17 protein-coding genes are annotated in these 21310 nt (G+C 30.5%); 13 read left to right on the top strand and 4 right to left on the bottom strand.

Annotated elements, in window-relative coordinates; genetic code table 11:
- Positions 1 to 14 precede the first annotated feature (14 nt).
- Together CHB63_RS15225 and miaB are read right to left on the bottom strand one after the other, a co-directional pair.
- Positions 15 to 1256, bottom strand: a complete 1242-nt coding sequence (locus tag CHB63_RS15225) for a sigma-54 interaction domain-containing protein (protein WP_089379347.1) — start codon at positions 1254 to 1256, stop codon at positions 15 to 17.
- Positions 1257 to 1261: 5 nt separating this feature from the next.
- Positions 1262 to 2695 carry a tRNA (N6-isopentenyl adenosine(37)-C2)-methylthiotransferase MiaB gene (gene miaB / locus CHB63_RS15220; RefSeq protein ID WP_089379346.1) on the bottom strand — a complete coding sequence of 478 codons (1434 nt, stop codon included), beginning with the start codon at positions 2693 to 2695 and terminating at the stop codon, positions 1262 to 1264.
- Between the two features lie 262 nt (positions 2696 to 2957).
- Between miaB and CHB63_RS15215 the strand changes: the two genes are divergently transcribed.
- The 8 genes from CHB63_RS15215 to CHB63_RS15180 all read left to right on the top strand — a co-directional run bounded on the left by CHB63_RS15215 (position 2958) and on the right by CHB63_RS15180 (position 13846).
- Positions 2958 to 4208: an LVIVD repeat-containing protein gene (locus tag CHB63_RS15215; protein ID WP_089379345.1), complete on the top strand. Its 1251-nt coding sequence runs from the start codon at positions 2958 to 2960 to the stop codon at positions 4206 to 4208.
- Positions 4209 to 4357: 149 nt separating this feature from the next.
- Complete coding sequence (gene topA / locus CHB63_RS15210; protein WP_089379525.1) at positions 4358 to 6856, top strand: type I DNA topoisomerase; 2499 nt, start codon at positions 4358 to 4360, stop codon at positions 6854 to 6856.
- A 49-nt stretch (positions 6857 to 6905) separates the two neighbouring features.
- A complete protein-coding gene (locus tag CHB63_RS15205; protein ID WP_089379344.1) occupies positions 6906 to 8066 on the top strand; it encodes a formimidoylglutamase in 1161 nt (386 codons plus the stop codon).
- Positions 8067 to 8180: 114 nt separating this feature from the next.
- Positions 8181 to 9542, top strand: coding sequence for a T9SS ring complex lipoprotein PorK/GldK (porK, locus tag CHB63_RS15200; RefSeq protein WP_089379343.1), 1362 nt, complete (start codon positions 8181 to 8183; stop codon positions 9540 to 9542).
- Between the two features lie 40 nt (positions 9543 to 9582).
- Positions 9583 to 10230 (top strand): type IX secretion system motor protein PorL/GldL, encoded by a 648-nt coding sequence (porL, locus tag CHB63_RS15195; protein ID WP_089379342.1) that lies wholly within the window; start codon positions 9583 to 9585, stop codon positions 10228 to 10230.
- Between the two features lie 44 nt (positions 10231 to 10274).
- The gene (gene porM / locus CHB63_RS15190) at positions 10275 to 11816 is read left to right on the top strand and encodes a type IX secretion system motor protein PorM/GldM (RefSeq protein ID WP_089379341.1); all 1542 of its coding nucleotides are present in this window, start codon (positions 10275 to 10277) and stop codon (positions 11814 to 11816) included.
- 10 nt (positions 11817 to 11826) lie between these two features.
- Positions 11827 to 12729 carry a type IX secretion system ring subunit PorN/GldN gene (gene porN / locus CHB63_RS15185; RefSeq protein WP_317043614.1) on the top strand — a complete coding sequence of 301 codons (903 nt, stop codon included), beginning with the start codon at positions 11827 to 11829 and terminating at the stop codon, positions 12727 to 12729.
- Positions 12730 to 12805: 76 nt separating this feature from the next.
- Positions 12806 to 13846, top strand: a complete 1041-nt coding sequence (locus CHB63_RS15180) for an NAD(P)/FAD-dependent oxidoreductase (RefSeq protein WP_089379339.1) — start codon at positions 12806 to 12808, stop codon at positions 13844 to 13846.
- Here the strand turns inward: CHB63_RS15180 and CHB63_RS15175 are convergent.
- Positions 13827 to 14216 (bottom strand): DUF983 domain-containing protein, encoded by a 390-nt coding sequence (locus CHB63_RS15175; protein ID WP_089379338.1) that lies wholly within the window; start codon positions 14214 to 14216, stop codon positions 13827 to 13829. The genes CHB63_RS15180 and CHB63_RS15175 overlap by 20 nt on opposite strands.
- Before the next feature lie 127 nt (positions 14217 to 14343).
- Between CHB63_RS15175 and CHB63_RS15170 the strand changes: the two genes are divergently transcribed.
- The 4 genes from CHB63_RS15170 to CHB63_RS15155 are packed head-to-tail and all read left to right on the top strand — an operon-like array spanning position 14344 to position 18558.
- Positions 14344 to 16263: an ABC-F family ATP-binding cassette domain-containing protein gene (locus CHB63_RS15170; protein ID WP_089379337.1), complete on the top strand. Its 1920-nt coding sequence runs from the start codon at positions 14344 to 14346 to the stop codon at positions 16261 to 16263.
- Positions 16254 to 17186 carry a 1-aminocyclopropane-1-carboxylate deaminase/D-cysteine desulfhydrase gene (locus CHB63_RS15165; RefSeq protein WP_089379336.1) on the top strand — a complete coding sequence of 311 codons (933 nt, stop codon included), beginning with the start codon at positions 16254 to 16256 and terminating at the stop codon, positions 17184 to 17186. The genes CHB63_RS15170 and CHB63_RS15165 overlap by 10 nt, the downstream gene beginning before the upstream one ends.
- A 2-nt stretch (positions 17187 to 17188) precedes the next feature.
- Positions 17189 to 17986 (top strand): glucosaminidase domain-containing protein, encoded by a 798-nt coding sequence (locus CHB63_RS15160; RefSeq protein ID WP_089379335.1) that lies wholly within the window; start codon positions 17189 to 17191, stop codon positions 17984 to 17986.
- A gap of 14 nt (positions 17987 to 18000) precedes the next feature.
- Positions 18001 to 18558 carry a sugar O-acetyltransferase gene (locus CHB63_RS15155; protein ID WP_089379334.1) on the top strand — a complete coding sequence of 186 codons (558 nt, stop codon included), beginning with the start codon at positions 18001 to 18003 and terminating at the stop codon, positions 18556 to 18558.
- Positions 18559 to 18674: 116 nt separating this feature from the next.
- Here the strand turns inward: CHB63_RS15155 and CHB63_RS15150 are convergent, their stop codons facing one another.
- Positions 18675 to 19154: a hypothetical protein gene (locus tag CHB63_RS15150; RefSeq protein ID WP_089379333.1), complete on the bottom strand. Its 480-nt coding sequence runs from the start codon at positions 19152 to 19154 to the stop codon at positions 18675 to 18677.
- A 163-nt stretch (positions 19155 to 19317) separates the two neighbouring features.
- Between CHB63_RS15150 and CHB63_RS15145 the strand changes: the two genes are divergently transcribed.
- Positions 19318 to 21255: a YgiQ family radical SAM protein gene (locus tag CHB63_RS15145; RefSeq protein WP_394335319.1), complete on the top strand. Its 1938-nt coding sequence runs from the start codon at positions 19318 to 19320 to the stop codon at positions 21253 to 21255.
- Positions 21256 to 21310: the final 55 nt, after the last annotated feature.

The following is a 21310-nucleotide window of genomic DNA, read 5'->3' as shown; positions in this document are numbered from 1 at the left end:
GTTAATTATATAAACTATAAATCGTATTGTTTTATTTTACGATACAAAGTTCTTTCAGAAATTCCCAACTCTTTGGCGGCAAGTTTTCTTTTACCATTGTTGCGTTCTAATGATTTTTTTATCAACTCAATTTCTTTGTCTTGAATGGATAAACTTTCATCAGCATCTATTGTTTCAGCAAATTCATAATCATTTTCATCGTTATATTTGTCATTAAATCTAACTACTTCAACGCTGTTTTCTTCCTTAAAGTCTAACGTGTCTTTTTCTTCTTTGTATATTTTTTGAATTAATTTTTTATTTTCTTCTTGTAATTTATCAACATTATCACCTTTCATTAAATCAAGCGTTAACTTTTTTAAATCGTTAATGTCATTACGCATATCAAACAAGATCTTGTACATAATTTCTCGTTCTGAATTAAAATCACTTTTAGAATTTTCACCCTTAATTACTGAAGGTAAATTTGTTCCTTTGCTTGGTAAATATTGCATTAAACTTTGAGTAGAAATAACTCTGTTTTCTTCAACAACAGAAATTTGTTCAGCAATATTTCTTAACTGACGAATATTACCAGGAAAGCCATAATTTTCTAAAATTTTTACAGCATCATCTGTTAATCTAACAGTTGGCATTTTATATTTTTGAGCAAAGTCTGAAGCAAATTTTCTAAATAATAAGTGAATATCCTCTCTACGCTCACGTAACGGCGGTAAGTTTATTTCAATAGTACTTAATCTATAATATAAATCTTCTCTAAATTTTCCTTTGCTAATTGCTTCGTGCATTTTTAAATTGGTTGCAGCAACAATGCGAACATTTGTTTTTTGAACTTGTGATGATCCAACTTTAATAAATTCTCCATTTTCTAAAACACGCAATAAACGAACTTGTGTTGTTAAAGGAAGTTCTCCAACCTCATCTAAAAAAATAGTTCCGCCATCTGCAACTTCAAAATATCCACTTCTAGCTGCAGTTGCTCCTGTAAAAGATCCTTTTTCGTGACCAAAAAGCTCACTATCAATGGTTCCTTCTGGAATTGCACCACAGTTTACAGCAATATATTTGGCGTGTTTTCTATGCGATAAATGATGAATTATTTTCGGAATACTTTCTTTACCAACACCGCTTTCGCCCGTTACCAAGACTGAAATATCTGTTGGTGCAACTCTTATTGCTTTTTCAATTGCTCGGTTTAAATGAACATCGTTACCAATAATTCCAAAACGTTGTTTTATAACTTGTAGTGATTCCATAATTTTTAAACTCTTTTTCCTAATAGGGTAGCTGACGTACAATCTTCAATATAAACGTTTACAAAATCACCAATTTGTTCATCTCCTTTTGGGAAAACAGCAACAGCATTTTGGGAATTTCTACCTTTCCAATGTGCATCAGATTTTTTTGATGAACCTTCAATTAAAATTTCAACAGTTTTTCCAACAAATTGTTCTAAATGATATAAACTGTGTTTTTGCTGAACTAATATTATTTCAGCTAAACGTCTTTTTTTAACTGCGAGAGGTATATCATCTTCCATATTTTTGGCAGCAGGCGTTCCTGGGCGTTCAGAATAGGCAAACATAAAACCATAGTCGTATTTTACATATTCTAATAAACTTAATGTTTCCTGATGTTCTTCTTCAGTTTCACCGCAAAAACCAGTCATCATATCTTGTGATAAAGAGCAATCAGGAATTATTTTTTTAATGTTATCAATTAATTCTATATACTCTTCACGCGTATGCTGTCTATTCATTCTTTTTAATACAGAAGTGCTTCCAGATTGAACGGGTAAATGAACATAGTTGCAAATATTTTCGTGTTTTGCCATAGTATGAATAACATTTAAATTCATATCCTGAGGATTAGATGTAGAAAATCGAATCCTTATTTTTGGAAATGCATCAGCAACCATATCTAGTAATTCGGCAAATCCAACAGCAGTTGTTTGTGCAATTTCTGAAGCTTTTTTAAAGTCTTTTTTTAATCCGCCTCCATACCAAAGGTAACTATCAACATTTTGACCTAAAAGAGTTACTTCTTTATAATTCTGTTCACTAAGTTGTTTAATTTCTTCTAATATGCTTTTTGGCTCGCGGCTTCGTTCTCTTCCTCTAGTAAATGGAACAACACAAAAAGTACACATATTATCGCATCCTCTTGTTATGGATACAAAGGCAGAAACACCGTTGCTATTTAATCTTACCGGTGAAACATCTCCATAGGTTTCTTCTTTTGATAAAATTACGTTTACAGCATCGCGTCCAGATTGCACTTCTTCTAATAAGTTTGGTAAATCTCTGTATGCATCTGGTCCAACAACTAAATCAACAATTTTTTCTTCTTCTAAAAATTTAGCTTTTAAACGCTCTGCCATGCAACCCAAAACACCAACCTTCATTTTTGGATTTATTTTTTTTACGGCATTGTATTTTTCTAAACGTTTACGAACAGTTTGTTCAGCTTTTTCTCTAATTGAGCAGGTATTTACTAGAACTAAATCGGCTTCTTCAATTAAATGAGTGGTGTTATATCCTTGTTCAGATAGTATTGAAGCTACAATTTCACTATCGTTTAAATTCATAGCACAACCATAACTTTCTATATATAGTTTTTTGCTATTTCCTTTTTTTTCTTCTGTTAACAAGGCTTGGCCTTGGTTTTTTTCATCTATTACTTTTTCGCTACCCATATATCTTTTATTCGATTGCAAAGATATAACCAATTTTTTAAAATTATGACAGATTGGCAGAAATTTAACAATCGGATAAGCAAGGCAAATAAAGTTGATTTTTTGGAAAAGTTTTAATTTGAAAATCGAATTTTACAATACTTGTAGCGTTTTAATTATTATTTACGTATTAGTAGTAATAAGAACTTGGAAAATGTGATTTAAATTTACTGAGTGTTTTAATAATTGACTTAATAACAATAACTATCTAAATTTTTATAAAATGAAAATCAAAAATCTTTTTTTATTGATTGCAACTTTTGTTTTTATTATGTCTTGTGATACAAATAGTGAATATGAAACAGTAAGTGTTGCAAAAGCAGAATATATGACTTTGGATGCCTTAAGGTCATCAGCAAAAATTACTTCGCCAATTCCAATTGTTGAGTCAGGAAAAATTTATGCCTACAATAATTTAGTGCTTATAAATGATATAGATAATGGAATTCATATTATCGATAATTCTAATCCGGAAAATCCAGTTAAAATTGCATTTATTAAAATTGTAGCAAATAAAGATATGGAGGTTAAAGGCAATTATTTATATGCTGATAGTTTAATGGATTTATTGGTTTTTGACATATCTAATATAAATGATATCCAAGAAGTTGCCAGATTAAAAGATGTTTTTCCTGGTTATATTACGCTACCTTTTATTGACAATTTAGTAGTTGATTATGGTGAAAATGGATACAATTCTGGGGAAGTAATTGTTGGGTGGAATATTACAGAAGAACAAAGACTAATTGAAGATAGAAGTAATGATTATACAAATGGAGGGGTAGTTTTTGACACTGCACTGGCTTCAGCGTCTGCAGAATCAACAGGGCAAGGAGGTTCTTTAGCTCGATTTAAAATTGTAGATGATTATTTATATGCTGTTGATAGTCATAATATTAATGTTTTTTATATTGATAATTTGGAATCACCAGTTGAATTAAAAGATATTCATGCGGGTTTCGATATTGAGACCATATTTAATAAAGAGAATCTATTGTTTTTAGGAAGTATGAGCGGCATGTATATTTATGATATTTCATCTCCTGCAACACCTGAATTTATTTCAGAATTTCAACATGGCACAGCTTGTGATCCTGTTGTGGTGGATGATAATTATGCATATATAACTTTACGTGCAGGTAATTTTTGCGGAGCTTTTGAAAGTAGTTTAGAAATTGTTGATGTTTCGGATATTTATAATTTGGAACTAGTAAAATCTTATTCAATGGATAATCCTTATGGTTTGGGTGTTAAAGATAATTTACTTTTTATTTGTGATGGAACTTCAGGTCTAAAAGTTTATAATAAATCGGATGTTGAAAATTTAGAACATATAAAAACTTTTAAAAATATAACTGCTTTTGATGTTATTCCTATGGAGAATAATTTGTTATTAATTGGAGATAATACCTTGTTTCAATATAGTTATTCTAATAATAGCCTAGATTTATTAAGTGAATATCACTTAAATTGAAAATAGTTTTCGCTAGTAAAAACAGGCTCTTCAGCCTGTTTTTGTTTTTTTTTACAAATAGTTTTTGATAAGTATTAAAAATCTTATATACATTTGCAAACCGAAATCACCTATATATATATGGTGTGGTTTTCGTTAAAAAAAGATTTATGGCAAAGAATTTAGTAATAGTTGAGTCACCTGCAAAAGCAAAAACGATAGAGAAATTTTTAGGAAAAGATTTTCAAGTTGAATCAAGTTTTGGTCATATTGCAGATTTACCTTCTAAAGAAATAGGAATAAATGTTGATGGTGATTTTATGCCAAATTATAAAGTGCCTTCCGATAAAAAGGCATTAGTAAAAAAATTAAAAGATTTAGCAAAAAAAGCAGATACTGTTTGGTTAGCTTCGGATGAGGATCGTGAAGGAGAAGCTATTGCGTGGCATTTATTTGAGCAATTAAAATTAAAAGATTCTAGTACAAAGCGTATTGTTTTTCACGAAATTACAGAAAAAGCAATCTTAAAAGCAGTAGAAAACCCAAGAAGTATTGATTATAATTTGGTAAATGCTCAACAAGCACGTAGGGTTTTAGATAGATTAGTAGGTTATGAATTATCTCCAGTATTATGGAGGAAAATAAAAGGAGGCTTATCTGCTGGTAGAGTACAATCAGTTTCAGTGAGATTAATTGTTGAAAGAGAGCGTGAAATTATTAACTTTAAACCTGTAGCAACTTATAAGGTTGTGGCTGAGTTTGCAAATTCAGAAGGTAAAAAGTTTAAAGCTAACTTACCAAAAAACTTTGACACCAAAGAAGAAGCAGAATCATTTTTAAATTCTTGTATTGGTGCAAATTTTAAAGTTGAAGATTTGCAGAAAAAACCTGCAAAAAAATCTCCGGCAGCACCATTTACAACATCAACTTTGCAACAAGAGGCATCAAGAAAGCTGTATTTTCCAGTTGCAAAAACAATGATGATTGCACAACGTTTGTACGAGGCGGGACTTATTACTTATATGAGAACTGATAGTGTTAATTTATCAGATGATGCTAAAAATGATGCGCAGGAAGAAATTATTTCTTCCTATGGTGAAGCATATAGCAAACCCAGAAATTTTAGCAATAAATCTAAAGGTGCCCAAGAAGCTCACGAAGCAATTAGACCTACAACTATGAGTCAATCTTCAGTTTCTATTGACTATGATCAAGATAGATTGTATGATTTAATTTGGAAAAGAACTATTGCTTCCCAAATGAGTGACGCACAGTTAGAGCGTACAAATGTTAGAGTCTCAAATTCTAATAACCGCAATATATTCACTGCAAACGGTGAAATGATAAAGTTTGAAGGGTTTTTAAAAGTGTATTTGGAAGGGACTGATAATGAGGATGAAGAGCAAGAGGGAATGCTTCCAAATTTAACAAAAGGAGATTCTTTAATCAATAAAAATATTCTTGCTACAGAGCGTTATTCAAGACCGCCATATAGATATACGGAAGCTTCATTGGTAAAAAGATTGGAAGAGTTAGGAATCGGACGCCCGTCTACTTATGCGCCAACAATTTCAACAATTCAAAGAAGAGAATATGTAGAGAAAGGTACAGTTGAAGGTGTTGATAGAGAATATACCCAAATAAAATTAAAAGGAGGTAAAGTAGAATCCAAGCTTTTAACCGAAAAAGTAGGGTCAGATAAAGGGAAATTAGTACCTACAGATATTGGTAACATTGTAAATGACTTTTTAGTTGAGAATTTTTCAAATATTTTAGATTTTGGTTTTACTGCAAAAGTTGAATCAGAGTTTGATGATATTGCTGAAGGAAAAGAAGATTGGATTTCAATGATTAAGGATTTTTATAATAATTTCCACCCAATTGTTGAGGATGTTTCTGCAAATGCAGAAAGAGCAAAAGGTGAGCGATTATTAGGCATAGATCCTAAAAGCGGTAAAAATGTGTATGCACGTTTAGGTAGATTTGGAGCTATGGTTCAAATTGGAGAAGCTACTGATGAGGAAAAACCAAAGTTCGCAAGTTTACAAGGTGATCAAACATTATCTTCAATAACTTATGAAGAAGCAATGGATTTATTTAAACTTCCAAAAACAATTGGAGGTTATGAAGGGAATGATATTATTGTGGCAAGTGGTCGTTTTGGGCCATATATTAAATATGATACAATGTTTGTTTCTATCCCAAAAGATGATAACCCAATGTCGATTGATGTAAATAGAGCTATTGAGTTAATTCAGGAAAAACAACGAGCAGATGCTCCAATTGGTGAGTATGAAAATTTACCAATACAAAAAGGAGTTGGGCGTTTTGGACCTTTTATAAAATGGAATAATATTTTTATAAATGTGAATAAGAAATATGATTTTGATAATTTAAAACAATCAGACCTTGAAGAATTAATTGAAGACAAGAAAAGAAAAGATATTGAAAAAGTACTTCATAATTGGGAAGAAGAAGGAATAAGAGTAGAAAAAGCCCGTTGGGGAAGATCAAATATATTAAAAGGTAAAATTAAAATTGAATTACCTAAAACTGTAGATGCAACTAAGCTAACTTTAGAAGAGGTAAAGGATATAATTGAAAAGAAAACTCCAAAAAAGAAAACTCCAAAAAAGAAAACAACTAAACGTAAAACAACAAAAAAATAATTTTTTAATTACCTTGCAAGAAATAATGTCATTTTATTAACCCCAAAGAATGAACTTCGATTTCCTTAAACCCGTCGACAATACATTATTGAATTTTGCTAAAATGCAAACGAATCGTTCGTTTGGACAATGCATCGATATTTATACATCTCCCGATGATTTTCCAGATCTTACAAATAAGAAAATAGCAATTATTGGAGTTTTAGAGGGGAGAGCATCAGTTGGAAACTATGGAACAGGTACTAGTTTAGACGAGATTAGAAAAGAATTATATAAATTATACCCGGGGAATTGGCCTATAAATGTTGCTGATTTAGGTAATATTGAAGAAGGTAACAGCATTGAAGATACTTATTTTGCTTTAAGTGAAATATTAAGCTTCCTAATTAAAAAGAAAATTATTCCAATTATAATTGGTGGAGGTCAAGATTTAACTTATGCAAATTATAGGGCTTATGACAAATTAGAGCAAACTGTAAATATTGTTGCAGTTGATAATAAGTTTGATTTAGGCTCAATAGAAGATGAATTATCTTCTCAATCTTATTTAAGTAAGGTGGTTATGAACCAGCCAAATAACTTATTTAATTTTTGTAACATTGGATATCAAACTTACTTTAACTCTCAAGACGAAATAGCTTTATTAGATAGTTTACATTTTGAATCATGTAGATTGGGAGAGGTTTCAAATTCAATTCAAATAGTAGAACCAATTTTGAGAGATGCAGATATTGTAAGTATAGATTTGTCATCAATAAAAAATGCAGACTCACCTGCAAATAATAACGCATCTCCAAATGGGCTTTCAGGTTCAGAAATTTGCGCAATTTCAAGATATGCGGGCATTAGTGATAAGGTTTCTTCATTTGGTATTTTTGAATTTAATCCTAAATTGGACACTAAAAATCAAACGGCTCAGTTAATTTCCCAAATGATTTGGTATTTTATTGAAGGTGTTAATTTTAGAGCCAATGATTACCCATTTGGATTAAAAGATAATTACAAAAAATTTATAGTTCCTATTGAAGACCAAATTTTAAATTTTTATAAAAGTAATAAAAGTGGCAGATGGTGGATGGAAATAGCGTTGAATGATAATAATAAATTTAAAAGACATGCGTTAATACCTTGTACATATCAAGATTATATCAGTGCAAGTAATCAGGAAATTCCTGAAAGATGGATAAGAACTTTAAAAAAGTTAGTATAAATTTTAAAATTAATATAATAAAATTCAATTTTTTAAGTTTTAAACAGATTAAATAAAATATTGTATTTTAAAATAATTAGTAATAGGTTTGTCGTAATAGATTAAAAAATTAATATGAAGAAAATATCATTGTATATTTCACTAGCGTTTGTTGTATTAAGCTGTGGCTCTAATGATCAGGGTGAATTAGTTGGAGTTAGCTCTTCAAGTAATTGGCATTCTGAAAGACCATTAGGTATGACTTTAATTCCTGGAGGATCGTTTACAATGGGTAAGCAAAGTGAAGATGTTGCAGGTTCATTAAATTCCCCGGCAAGAACTGTAACTGTGCGTCCTTTTTATATGGATGAAACAGAAATCACAAATAGTGAATATAAAGAATTTGTTCAATGGGTAAGGGACTCAATTGTAAGAACAGAGTTGGCACTGTATTCAGAATTAATGTCTTCTGATGGAGAACCTGTGTTAGAAGAATATAGGTTTTTAAATATTGATTCTTCAGAGATGTCTCCATATCAAAAGTATATGATGAAAACTTATGGAAGCTTAGGTGATATAAATTCTCCAACTCAAGGTAAAATGTTAAATTGGGATGAGGAAATTGTATGGAATGTTCATGAGTTTCCAAGTGAAGAATATACTGAAGTAATGATCGATTCAATTTTCACACCAATGGAGGATAGCTTTGAAGGTAAAAGGATGATTGATGTAAATAAATTAAAGTTTAAATACTTTTGGTTAGATCAAGAGGCTGCAGCTAGAAATAAAGGGAGTAGAAGAAATTTTATAAAACAGGAAACAGTTAAAATTTATCCAGATACTACTGTTTGGATAAGAGATTTTAATTATTCATATAATGATCCAATGCATCAAGATTATTTTTACCATCAAGCGTATAATGATTATCCTGTAGTTGGAGTTTCTTGGCTACAAGCGAAAGCCTTTTGTAAATGGCGTACAAAAAAGAAAAATGATTTTTTAAATGCAAAAAGAAAGCCTACTCAGGTTCCACAATTTAGATTGGCAACTGAAGCAGAGTGGGAATATGCCGCAAGAGGAGGTTTAGAAAACGGTACTTATCCTTGGGGAAATCCTTATACTACTAGTGATAGAGGGTGTTTTTTAGCTAATTTTAAACCAAGTAGAGGTAATTATGCCGTTGATGGTGCTTTATATACCGTTGAGGCGAAATCATTTCCTCCAAACGATTATGGTTTATATAATATGTCTGGTAATGTTTCCGAATGGACAAATACCGCATATAGTGAGGCATCATATTATATAGGTTCAACAATGAACCCTAATGTAGAAATAGATAAAAACCATAGAAAAGTTATACGAGGTGGATCTTGGAAAGATGTAGCTTATTTTTTAGAAGTTAGTACACGTGATTACGAATACGCTGACTCGGCAAGAAGTTATATTGGATTTAGAACAGCGCAAGACTTTTTAGGTACAGAAATAAATGGAAATTAAAAATCAACTATATATTACAAACTTAATATTGAATTAAATTATGGCACAGTCGAAAAAAACAAAAAAAATATTTAATATGGCCTATGGCCTAGGAGCATCAATTGTAATTATTGGAGCTCTTTTTAAACTTACTCATTTTCATATTGGTTTTTTAACTGGTGGAGTAATGTTAGCTATTGGTTTAATAACAGAAGCAATTATTTTTGCTATTTCAGCATTTGAACCAGTTGATGACGATTTAGATTGGTCATTAGTTTATCCTGAATTGTCGGGAGGAAGTTTACGTGATAGAGATAGAGCTGAAGCTACAGAAACGCAAGGATTGTTATCTCAAAAACTTGATGATATGCTAAAAGAAGCAAAATTAGATGCTGGGTTAATGAAGAGTTTAGGTGATAGTATTCAAAATTTCAAAGGTGCTGCAGATAATATTGCACCTGCTGTTGATTCAATTGCTGCTACCAATAAATACAGTGAGCAATTATCATTAGCGGCTGCTCAAATGGAATCTTTAAATAGTTTATACAAAGTTCAATTAGATAGTTCTAGCAGACAGGCTGAAATTAATGAACAAGTAACGGTAAATGCTGGTAAATTAAAAGAGCAAATGGAATCGTTAGCAACGAACTTATCATCGCTTAATGGTGTTTATGGAGGTATGCTATCTGCGATGTCAACAAAAAATTAATTAGTTATTCATGAATTTAATTATTAACAAAAAAACTAATTAATATGGCTTCAGGTAATTTATCACCAAGGCAGAAAATGATTAACTTAATGTACTTAGTTTTTATTGCAATGTTGGCAATGAACATGTCTAAGGAAGTTTTATCTGCTTTTGGTTTTATGAATGAAAAATTAGCAGATAACAATATAACTGCTACAATTAAAAACAGTGAAATACTTGCAAATCTTTCAACAAAAGCAAGTGAACAACCAGAAAAATATAGTTCTTTATTTGGTGTAGCTCAAAAAGTAGATCAATTATCGAAAGATTTTGATAGTTACTTAGAGTCAAAAAAAGTTTTATTTCTTGAAGAACAAGAAGATAAAAAAAATTATGAAGCAATGGATCAATCTGTAATAGTTGATGAGCATTTCTTTAAAAACAATCAGTTAACTACAGAAGGTCAAGAATTTCTTGATTATATTAATGGATATAGAGATTCAATAATTCAATTATTAAATCCAAATAGCCCTTTAGTAGCTTCAATAAAAAAAAGATTTGATACTTCAGATCAACCGATAGCTGATGCATTAAAGCCGCAGCCTTGGTTAAATAATAGATATGAAGGTTTTCCTTTAATTTCTACTGTAACCAATTTAACATCTATGCAAACTGACATTAAAACAACTCAGTCTGATGTTTTTGGAAGCCTATTAGGAGGACAATTAGAAAGTGATGTTTCTTTAACCAACTATGAAGCAATTGTTGTTGCAGATAAAACTGCATTTTTTCAAGGTGAAAAATTTACTGGAAAAATTTATTTAGGTAAAAAAGATCCTACTTTAAAAGCAGATGTTGTTGAAATTGGAGGTAGAGCATTACCTGAGTCTAGCATTCAAGCTGGTCAGGTTTTATTAGATTTTCCTGCAGGTAATGTTGGTGAGCATGATATTAAAGGTAAATTTGTTTTTACAGAAAATGGTAAACCGGTAGAAATTCCTATTACAAGTTCTTATGCAGTAATTCCAAAACCTAATAGTGCGGTAATTTCTGCGGATAAAATGAACGTTGTTTATATGGGTGTTGCAAATCCAATGACAATTTCTATTCCTGGTATTCCTGATAATTTGGTTACAGCATCAGCAAATGGATTAAGAAGAAGCACAGGTTCTGGTAAATATATAATGACACCTTCAGGTGGTAGAGAAGTTTCAATAAAAGTTTCAGGAAAACTACCTAATGGGCAAATGGTTAGTTCTTCTCAAAATTTTAGGGTTAAGCAAATACCTTCACCTCAAGGAACTATTAGAAAGCAATCAGGTCATGTAAAAATGCCAAAAGCTAGTTTAGAAAAATCAACAGTTGGAACGGAGTTACCAGATTTTGATTTTGATTTAAATCTTAGCACTACAGGATTTACACTTAAAGTTCCTGGACAAGGAGCTGTAGTTGTTAGAGGAAGTAGAATGGACGCTGCAGCTAAAAAAGCAATTGCCAAAGCTAAAAGAGGTGATGTAGTTACAATATTTGATATTAAATCATCGTTAGTAGGAAATAGCGGTTATAAAATTAAAAATGCTTCACCAGTAAGTGTTGAAATTCAATAAATTAAATTAAATGATGAGTAAGAAGGGTTTTGGAATATTAATTTTGGTTTTTGTGCTGTTTCAAACAACATTTGCACAATCGAATCTTTTAAATGCTAAAAGACCTTCCGATATTGGTGTAAAAACAGCTGAACAACAAGCTGTTGATAATGATAAGCCCTTAGAATATGGTTATGTAGATGATAGAGATATTTTATGGTCAAAGGTTGTTTGGGAATATATCGATTTAAATGAACGGATTAATTTACCATTGTATTACCCTGTTGATACTACAAATGTTTCAAAAAATAGACGCTCATTATTTGATACCTTAATGAAAGGGATAAAAAATGATGAGATTACTGAAGTTTATGATGATTCTTACTTTACAGCGAAGCTTACAAAAGCTGAAATAAACAAAAAATTATTTAGAATTGATACTACAGATGCTGGTTTTGATGAAATGAATGCAGGAGCAACTAATATTGAAGAATACGTTGATAAAATTAATTTGACATCTCAAGATATTGAAGGATTTAAAATAAAAGGACTTTGGTATTTTGATAAACGTCAGGGAGAATTAAAGTATAGAATGTTAGCGATAGCTCCAATTGCACCAGATGTGCAAACTATGGGTAGAGAGGATATTGATATTACTGAGCAATTACCACTATTTTGGGTTTGGTTTCCGGATTCAAGAAATTTATTGCATAAAATGAAAGTTTTTAATCAAAAAAATTCAGCATACCCAATTTCATTTGATCATTTATTAAACGCAAGACGTTTTAGTTCAATTATTTATAAAGAGGAGAATATTTATGGAGATAGAGATGTTTCACAATATGTAAAAGGAAATTCATTATTTCAGGTAATAGAGTCTAATAAAATTAAAGATCAAATTAGAAATAAAGAACTTGATATGTGGAATTACTAAAACATATTATTTCATAATACAAATTAAACTCTTGCATTTAGCAGGAGTTTTTTGTTTTTAAAATTACACTATAATTATGCAAGTAGATTATATTATTGTTGGTTTAGGATTGGCAGGATTAGCTTTTACAAGAGAGTTGGAGAGCCATAAGAAATCTTATATTGTTTTTGAGAATAACTCTCAAAATTCATCAATTGTAGCTGGTGGAATGTACAATCCTGTAATTCTTAAACGCTTTACACCAGTTTGGAATGCCGATGTTCAACTAGATATTGCATTGCCATTTTATGATGAATTAGAAAAAGAATTCATTAATAAATACCATTATAAAGTTGATATTTATAGAGTGTTTAAGTCCGTTGAAGAGCAAAATAATTGGTTTGTAGCTTCGGATAAACCAATGCTTTCAAAATTTATGGACTCTAAAATTGTTCAGGAAAAACATGAAGGTATTATTGCTGATTATGGATATGGGAAATTAAAAAACACAGGCAGAATTGATACCAAAAGATTACTTAATGATTATAGAGAATATCTAACCAATAAAAATTTACTCAAAACAGAGACTTTTAATTATTCCAATTTAGAAGTGAATGTTGAAAATGTAAAGTATGGAGAAGTAAATGCTTCAAAAGTAATTTTTTGTGAAGGTTTTGGACTTAAAAAAAATCCATTTTTTAATAATTTACCAATGCAAGAAGCAAAAGGCGAATTGTTAATTATTCATGCGCCAAATTTAAATGTTGATTTTCTTATTAAGGCTGCTGTTTTTGTATTGCCGTTGGGGAATAACTATTATAAAGTTGGAGCAACTTTTAATTGGAAGGATAAAACAAAGCTTCCAACTGAAAAGGGAAAACAAGAATTGACAAAAAAATTAGAATCCTTTATTACTGTGCCCTACAAAATTGTTGAACAAATTGCTGGCATTAGACCAACTGTTAAGGATAGAAGACCTTTAGTTGGTAAACATTCCATTCATAAAAATTTAGCCATTTTAAACGGCTTGGGAACTCGTGGAGTAATGATAGCTCCAATGGCGGCGAAAGCGCTATACAACCATTTAGAATATGAAACTGCTTTAGATGAAGAAATAGCTATTGATCGTTTTTATTAAACTTTTTAGTATAATTAACAAAAATATTAATCCATATAATTCTTGAAAAGCGAAGAGAAATAGGAGCGGTTAAAATTAATATTATCACAATTGGTATAAAACTTTCTAATAAACTTAAATTAAAAACTAAAGTGGCAATTATAAAAGTTACAATTGAAACTCCAACCGTAAGACCATAAGTTACATACATTGCTCCATAATAAAAAGAAGGTTCCATCATGTATTTTAAATCGCATTTTGAACATTTTTCATTCATTTTAAATGATTTTCGAAGTTTAAAAATGTTTTTCTCTTCCATAAAATCACCTTCATGACATCGTGGGCATTTATTAAATAAAATGCTATATAGTTTCGTTCCTTTTTTAAACATATTTGATTGGAAAATATAGAATAGTTAATTTTTAAAATAAAAATTTTAATTGAGTTCCAAACTTTTTTATAGTAAGTTTGCAAGGTTTTTATAAAAACACAAATTTACATTAAATAATAAAATATCAATGCTTAACGTACACAATTTAACGGTTTCTTTTGCCGGCTCTGATTTGTTTTCAGGAATTACTTTTAAATTAAATAAAGGAGATAGAATAGGATTAATTGGAAAAAATGGGGCGGGAAAATCTACGTTACTAAAAGTAATTGCAAAGGATATTGAAAGCTCTAGTGGTACCATGGCTTTTGATAAAGATATACGTATTGGTTTTTTGCGTCAGGATATTGATTTTGATGAAGGAAGAACAATTTTAGAAGAGGCTTATCAAGCTTTTGAAGAAATAAAACAATTAGAGAAGAAATTAGAAATTATCAACCAAGAATTAGCGGAAAGAACTGATTATGAAAGTGAGTACTATCATGACTTAATGGTTAATTTAAATGAATATTCTCATCGTTATGAATTATTAGGTGGATATAATTACCAAGGAAATACAGAGAAAATATTACAAGGTTTAGGTTTTCAACGAGAAGATTTTGACAAATTAACCAATACTTTTTCTGGAGGTTGGCGTATGCGTATTGAATTAGCAAAACTATTGTTACAAGATAATGATATATTGTTATTAGATGAGCCAACCAACCACTTGGATATTGAATCAATAGTTTGGTTGGAAAATTTTTTAAAATCGTATGCAGGTGCAATTGTGTTAGTTTCGCATGATAAAATGTTTTTAGACAATGTTACTAACAGAACTATCGAAATTTCTTTAGGTAAAATTTATGATTACAAGAAACCTTATTCCCAATTCTTGTTATTACGTGGTGAAATAAAAGAGAAACAATTACAAGCACAAAAGAATCAGGAGAAAGAAATTAAAGCAACTCAATTATTAATAGATAAGTTTAGAGCCAAAGCAAATAAGGCGACTATGGCTCAATCTTTAATTAAAAAATTAGATAAGGTTGAACGTATTGAAGTTGATAGCGATGATAATGCGGTAATGAATATTCGTTTTCAAATCTCAAAAGACCCTGGAAAAATAGTTGTTGAAGCTGAAGATTTATCTAAAAGTTATGGAGATAAACATGTATTAGAAAATGTTGACTTACTAATAGAAAGAAATAGTAAAATTGCTTTTGTTGGACAAAACGGACAGGGAAAATCTACGCTAGCGAAAATTTTGGTGGGTGAAATTCCACATGGCGGTCATTTAAAATTGGGACATAATGTAGAAATCGGATATTTTGCTCAAAACCAATCAGAATATTTGGAGCCAGAGCAAACGGTGTTAGAAATTATGGAAAATGCTGCAACTGATGGAAACAGGGCTCGAGTTAGAGATATGCTGGGGTCATTTTTATTTAGTGGTGATTCAGTTGATAAAAAAGCGAAAATGTTGTCTGGTGGTGAACGAAATAGATTGGCATTATGTAAGTTGTTATTGTCTCCTTTTAATGTTTTGATAATGGATGAGCCTACAAACCATTTAGATATTGCGTCTAAAAACGTGTTAAAACAAGCATTAAAAAAGTTTGATGGAACATTAATATTAGTATCGCATGATAGAGATTTTTTACAAGGATTGGCATCAACTGTTTATGGTTTTAAAGACAAAGTAATAAAAGAATATTTAGGAGATATTGATTATTTCTTGGAACAACATCAGTTGGATAATTTAAGAGAAGCAGAAAAGAGAACTGTAGTTGATAAAAAAGAAGATCCAGCTAAAAAACAAACTTCTCAATTATCTAGAAAAGAAGATAAAGAGTTGAAAAAGATGAAAAATCAATTGTCTAAATTAGAAACTCAAATTGACGAATACGAGCAAAAAATTATAGAAATGGATGCTGCTTTAGAAGAAAATTTTGAAGGGGTCTCATCTGACCCAGACTTTTTTAATAACTATAAGGCTACAAAGTTAAAAGCCGAACAGTTGATGGAAGAGTGGGAAGCATTAGAAGAAAAAATTGAAAATTGTATCTAGAAAATAAAAATAGTAGCATACAGCAAATTCATTTTTCTGAAATTTCAGATAAGGAAGTTTCCTTGTTTATAAAGCGTGAAGATGAATTACATCCTTTTATTTCAGGTAATAAATATCGTAAGTTAAAATACAATTTAATTGAAGCTTCTAACCAAAATAAAAAAACTTTAGTAACATTTGGAGGGGCTTATTCCAATCATATTGCGGCAACCGCTGCGGCAGGATTTCAATTTAGGTTTAACACAATTGGAATTATAAGAGGTGATGAATTAGCTGCTAATTTAGAGAAAGTTCTACAAAATAATGCTACCTTAAAGTTTGCCTCAGAACACAATATGCAATTTGAATTTGTTTCCCGAAGTGAATACAGAAACAAAACTTCAATTGAATTCATCAATAATCTAAGCGATAAATTTGGAGATTTTTATTTAGTTCCAGAAGGAGGAACCAACCAATTTGCTATAAAAGGGTGTGAGGAAATTTTAACTAAAGAAGACGAAAAATACGATGTTATTTGCGCTTCAGTTGGTACTGGTGGAACTATTTCAGGGATTATAAACGCTACTAAAAAGCATCAAAAAGTCATTGGTTTCTCAGCTCTTAAAGGCGATTTTTTAAAAGCCGAAATAAAAAAGTACGTACTAAAAAAGGATAATTGGAGTTTAAATACTAATTACCATTTTGGAGGTTATGCAAAAGTTTCTGAAGAACTAATTACTTTTATAAATATTTTTAAACAAGAAACGGGTATTCCTTTAGATCCTGTTTATACAGGTAAAATGTTGTTTGGAATTGTAGATTTAATTAAAAATGATTATTTTGAAAAAGGAACTAAAATTTTGGCTATTCACACAGGTGGACTGCAAGGAATTGAGGGGATGAACGTTTATTTGAAAAATAAAAAATTAGCACAAATAGTTTAATAATGAAAGGAAAGTATTTTTTAATAGGATTTTTAGCATTAACTTTAATGATAAGTTGCAAATCTAAAAAGAAACTTGCTAAAAAAGCGGAAATTTCTCGTAAAGAGATAGTTATCAAGTCTTCTGAGGAGATTAAAGAAATACCAGTTAGCTCAACTGGAAATTCATACATAAAAAATTCAACTATAAATTATATAATTCAGTTTAAGCAAGAAGCTATGAACGAAATGCGTGAGTTTAAAATCCCGGCTAGTATTACATTGGCACAAGGTATTTTGGAATCATCTAGCGGAAATAGTCAATTAACAAGAAAGTCAAATAATCATTTTGGAATTAAATGCCATAAAGGTTGGGAGGGCGGTAGAACTTATCACGATGATGATGAAAAAGGCGAATGTTTTAGAGTTTATGATGACCCTAAAAATTCATATAGAGATCACTCTTTATTTTTAACAACCCGCTCTAGGTATGAAAAATTATTTAAGATAAAAAAAGGAGATTATGTCAAGTGGGCTAAAGGTTTGAGTGAGGCTGGTTATGCAACAGATAGAAGATATCCTGCAAAATTAATTGCCCTTATAGAAAAATATGAATTGCATAAATATGATGCTGAAGTTTTAGGGAAACCTTTTAAAAGCAATTTTGAAGTTAATGAAATTACAAATCATATTGTAATTAAAGGAGATACACTGTATTCAATTTCAAGAAAATATGGGTTATCTGTAAATGAACTTAAAAATATTAATGGTTTAAATTCTAATGATATTAGTATTGGACAAACTTTAGTGCTTGTAAAATAAGCTAAGCTTTCAATATGACAGAAAAGGAAAAAATGCTTTCAGGTAAACTTTACAGTGCAAGTGACCCACAACTTTCTTTAGAAAGGCACAAGGCACGCTTATTGTTTCAAAAGATTAATTCTATTGGTGAAGATAAAAAGGATGAAAGAAATAAATTATTTTATGATTTGTTTAGTAAAGCAGGAAATTCATTATGGATTGAACCACCATTTTATTGCGATTATGGCTATAATATTGTTTTAGGGGACAATGTTTTTTTTAATTTTAATTGTTGCATACTAGATGTTATGGAGGTTAGCATTGGAAACAATGTGCTAATTGGACCAAATGTTCAAATTTATACAGCTACACATCCAATAAATGCAAAAGAAAGAGCCACAATGCTTGAATTTTCGAAACCAATTAAAATAGGAAATGATGTTTGGATTGGTGGAGGTGCAATTATTTGTCCGGGAGTAACAATTGGAGATGGCGTGGTAATTGGTGCGGGGGCAGTGGTTACTAAAGATATAAGAGATAATGTTTTTGTGGCAGGAAATCCTGCAAAAGAGATAAAAAAAATAGATAATTAAAAGAGCGCTATTTTTCTTAAATTATTACTGTTACTTATATTTTAGAAGTTTATACAAAAAAAACGCTGCATTTTATTGCAGCGTTTTTAATTAAAAATCAAAACAATTAACTAAACTTAATTTCTGTTGTTGAAATTTCTTTTTGATCCGCTTTTATTGCTTCTTCTTGGGGAATTACAGTCTGCATTTTGTCTTCTATTCATATTCATTTTACCCATAATTTCACTTTCCCATTTTTCATATTGATTCTCATTAAGAATCTTTTTCATTGCTTTTTTGTGTACTAATTGTCGTTCAATACGGTCATTTTCAAATGTAAATTGCTCATCGGCAGTTAATTCACCACTTTGTTTTTTTTCCCTATACTCAGTTCTTTTTTTATTGCGCTCTTCTGCACTTTGTAAAAGCATTTTTTCAACTTCTTTCTGTTGATTTGCATTTAAATCTAATCGTAATGTCATTTTTTTAGTTTGTAGCGTGGCTTTTTGTTCTGCAGTAAGTTTTGAGCCTTGTCTGTTTCCACCATTTCTTCCTTGTGCGCTAACGGTTAAAGAAAATAAGATAACGATTGCAGTTAATCCAATTAATTTTTTCATAATATCTAATATTTTAAATTTTGTTATACCTCTTTGACTTTTACAAAATTGAAAGGTTTAATTTGTTAACACTCATTAACATTTATTAACTTTATGAAACCATTTAACTATATTTTACAGTACTTATATAGAATTGTTATAAATAGTGTATTTTTGCACAATTATGATGAATAAACTTTCAGATTGGTTACCTACAACTAATAAAGAGGTAAAGCTTAGAGGTTGGGAAGAATTAGATGTAATTCTTTTTAGCGGTGATGCCTATGTAGATCATCCAGCATTTGGTCATGCCGTTGTTGGAAGAATTCTTGAAAGTTATGGGTTAAAAGTGGCTATTGTTCCTCAGCCAAGTGTAAATGATAATTTACAGGATTTTACAAAATTGGGAACTCCAAGATTGTTTTTTGCAGTTACTGGAGGTTGCATGGATCCAATGGTTAGTAATTATACAGCAAGTAAAAGAAGGAGAGATAATGATGCATATACTCCAAATGGAGAAAAAGGATTTAGGCCAGATTACGCCACTACCGTTTACACAAATATTTTAAAAGAGAAATTTCCAAATGTTCCTGTATTAATTGGAGGAATAGAGGCTTCATTAAGAAGAGTAACACATTATGATTATTGGAGTGATACGTTAAAGCCAACTATTTTAAAAGATTCTAAGGCAGATTTATTGGTTTATGGAATGGGAGAACAGCCATTGCGCGAGATTGTTAATTTATTACAAAAAGGAGTGCCTTTTTCTAGTTTAACAACAGTAAATCAGACTGCTTTTTTATTGGATAAAAAGGAAGAGATTCCTAAAAATAAGAATTGGAAGGATGTTACAATTCACTCACATGAGGTTTGTTTAAAGGACAAGAAATTATTTGCTTCAAATTTTAAAGTGATTGAGCAAGAGTCTAATAAGTTGTTTGCTGATCGTGTTTTTCAAGATGTTGGTGATTCAAGATTGATTATTAACCCTCCATATGAAACAATGACGGAAGCAGAAATAGATGCTTCTTTTGATTTGCCATTTACGCGTTTACCACACCCGAAATACAACAAGCGAGGACCTATTCCTGCTTTTGAAATGATTAAATTTTCAATTAACATTCATAGAGGTTGTTTTGGAGGGTGTAGTTTTTGTACTATTTCGGCACATCAAGGAAAATTTATTGCAAGTAGAAGTCAGGAATCTATTTTAAAAGAAGTTGATGTTGTTGCAAATATGCCTGATTTTAAAGGTTATTTGTCTGATATTGGTGGGCCTTCTGCTAATATGTATAAAATGAAAGGGAAAGTTCAGGAAATATGTGATAAATGTGTTTCTCCATCTTGTATTTCACCTGTTATCTGCCACAATTTAGATACATCTCACAAGCCATTAACAGAATTATACAAAGCGGTTGATAAGCATCCAAAAGTAAAAAAATCATTTATTGGAAGTGGAATTAGACATGATATGTTGGTTCCGGAATTTAATAAATTAGCGGATCCAAAAGAATTAGATGCCTATACTGAAGAAGTGATGACTAATCATATTTCGGGAAGATTAAAAGTAGCGCCGGAACATACTTCAGATCCTGTTTTAAAATTAATGCGAAAGCCGTCGTTCACTTATTTTCATAAGTTTAAAGAACGCTTTGATAAAATAAATATTCGTAAAAAATTAAACCTTCAATTAATACCATATTTTATTTCCAATCATCCAGCTTGTGAAGTTGAGGATATGGCAAATTTAGCTGCAGAAACAAAAGATATGGGATTTCAGTTAGAGCAAGTTCAAGGATTTACTCCAACTCCTATGACGGTTGCAACTGTTATTTATTATAGTGGGTACCATCCATATACTTTAAAACCGACAAAAACCCCAAAATCCAAACAAGAAAAGGAAGAACAGCATCGTTTTTTCTTTTGGTATAAAAGGGAAAATCAGGCTTGGATTAGAAAAACATTATCAAAAGTTGGAAGAGAAGATTTGTTGCAAAGATTACTTCCTTCAAATAATTCATGGAGAAAGAATAAAGGAGAAAAAGCTAAAGATACTTTTAATGACACCGTGAATTTCAATTCAAGAAAGAAAAAGAAATTCAACAAAAGAAAAAAAAGGTAATATTTCCATAGAATACAATTACTTCTAAGAAGAAAAATCTTAATTTTGAAAAAAA

Origin of the sequence: Lutibacter flavus (genome assembly GCF_900188355.1) — a bacterium.
In the GTDB taxonomy this organism is placed as follows: domain Bacteria; phylum Bacteroidota; class Bacteroidia; order Flavobacteriales; family Flavobacteriaceae; genus Lutibacter; species Lutibacter flavus.
This window is presented reverse-complemented; position numbering and strand designations above follow the sequence as displayed.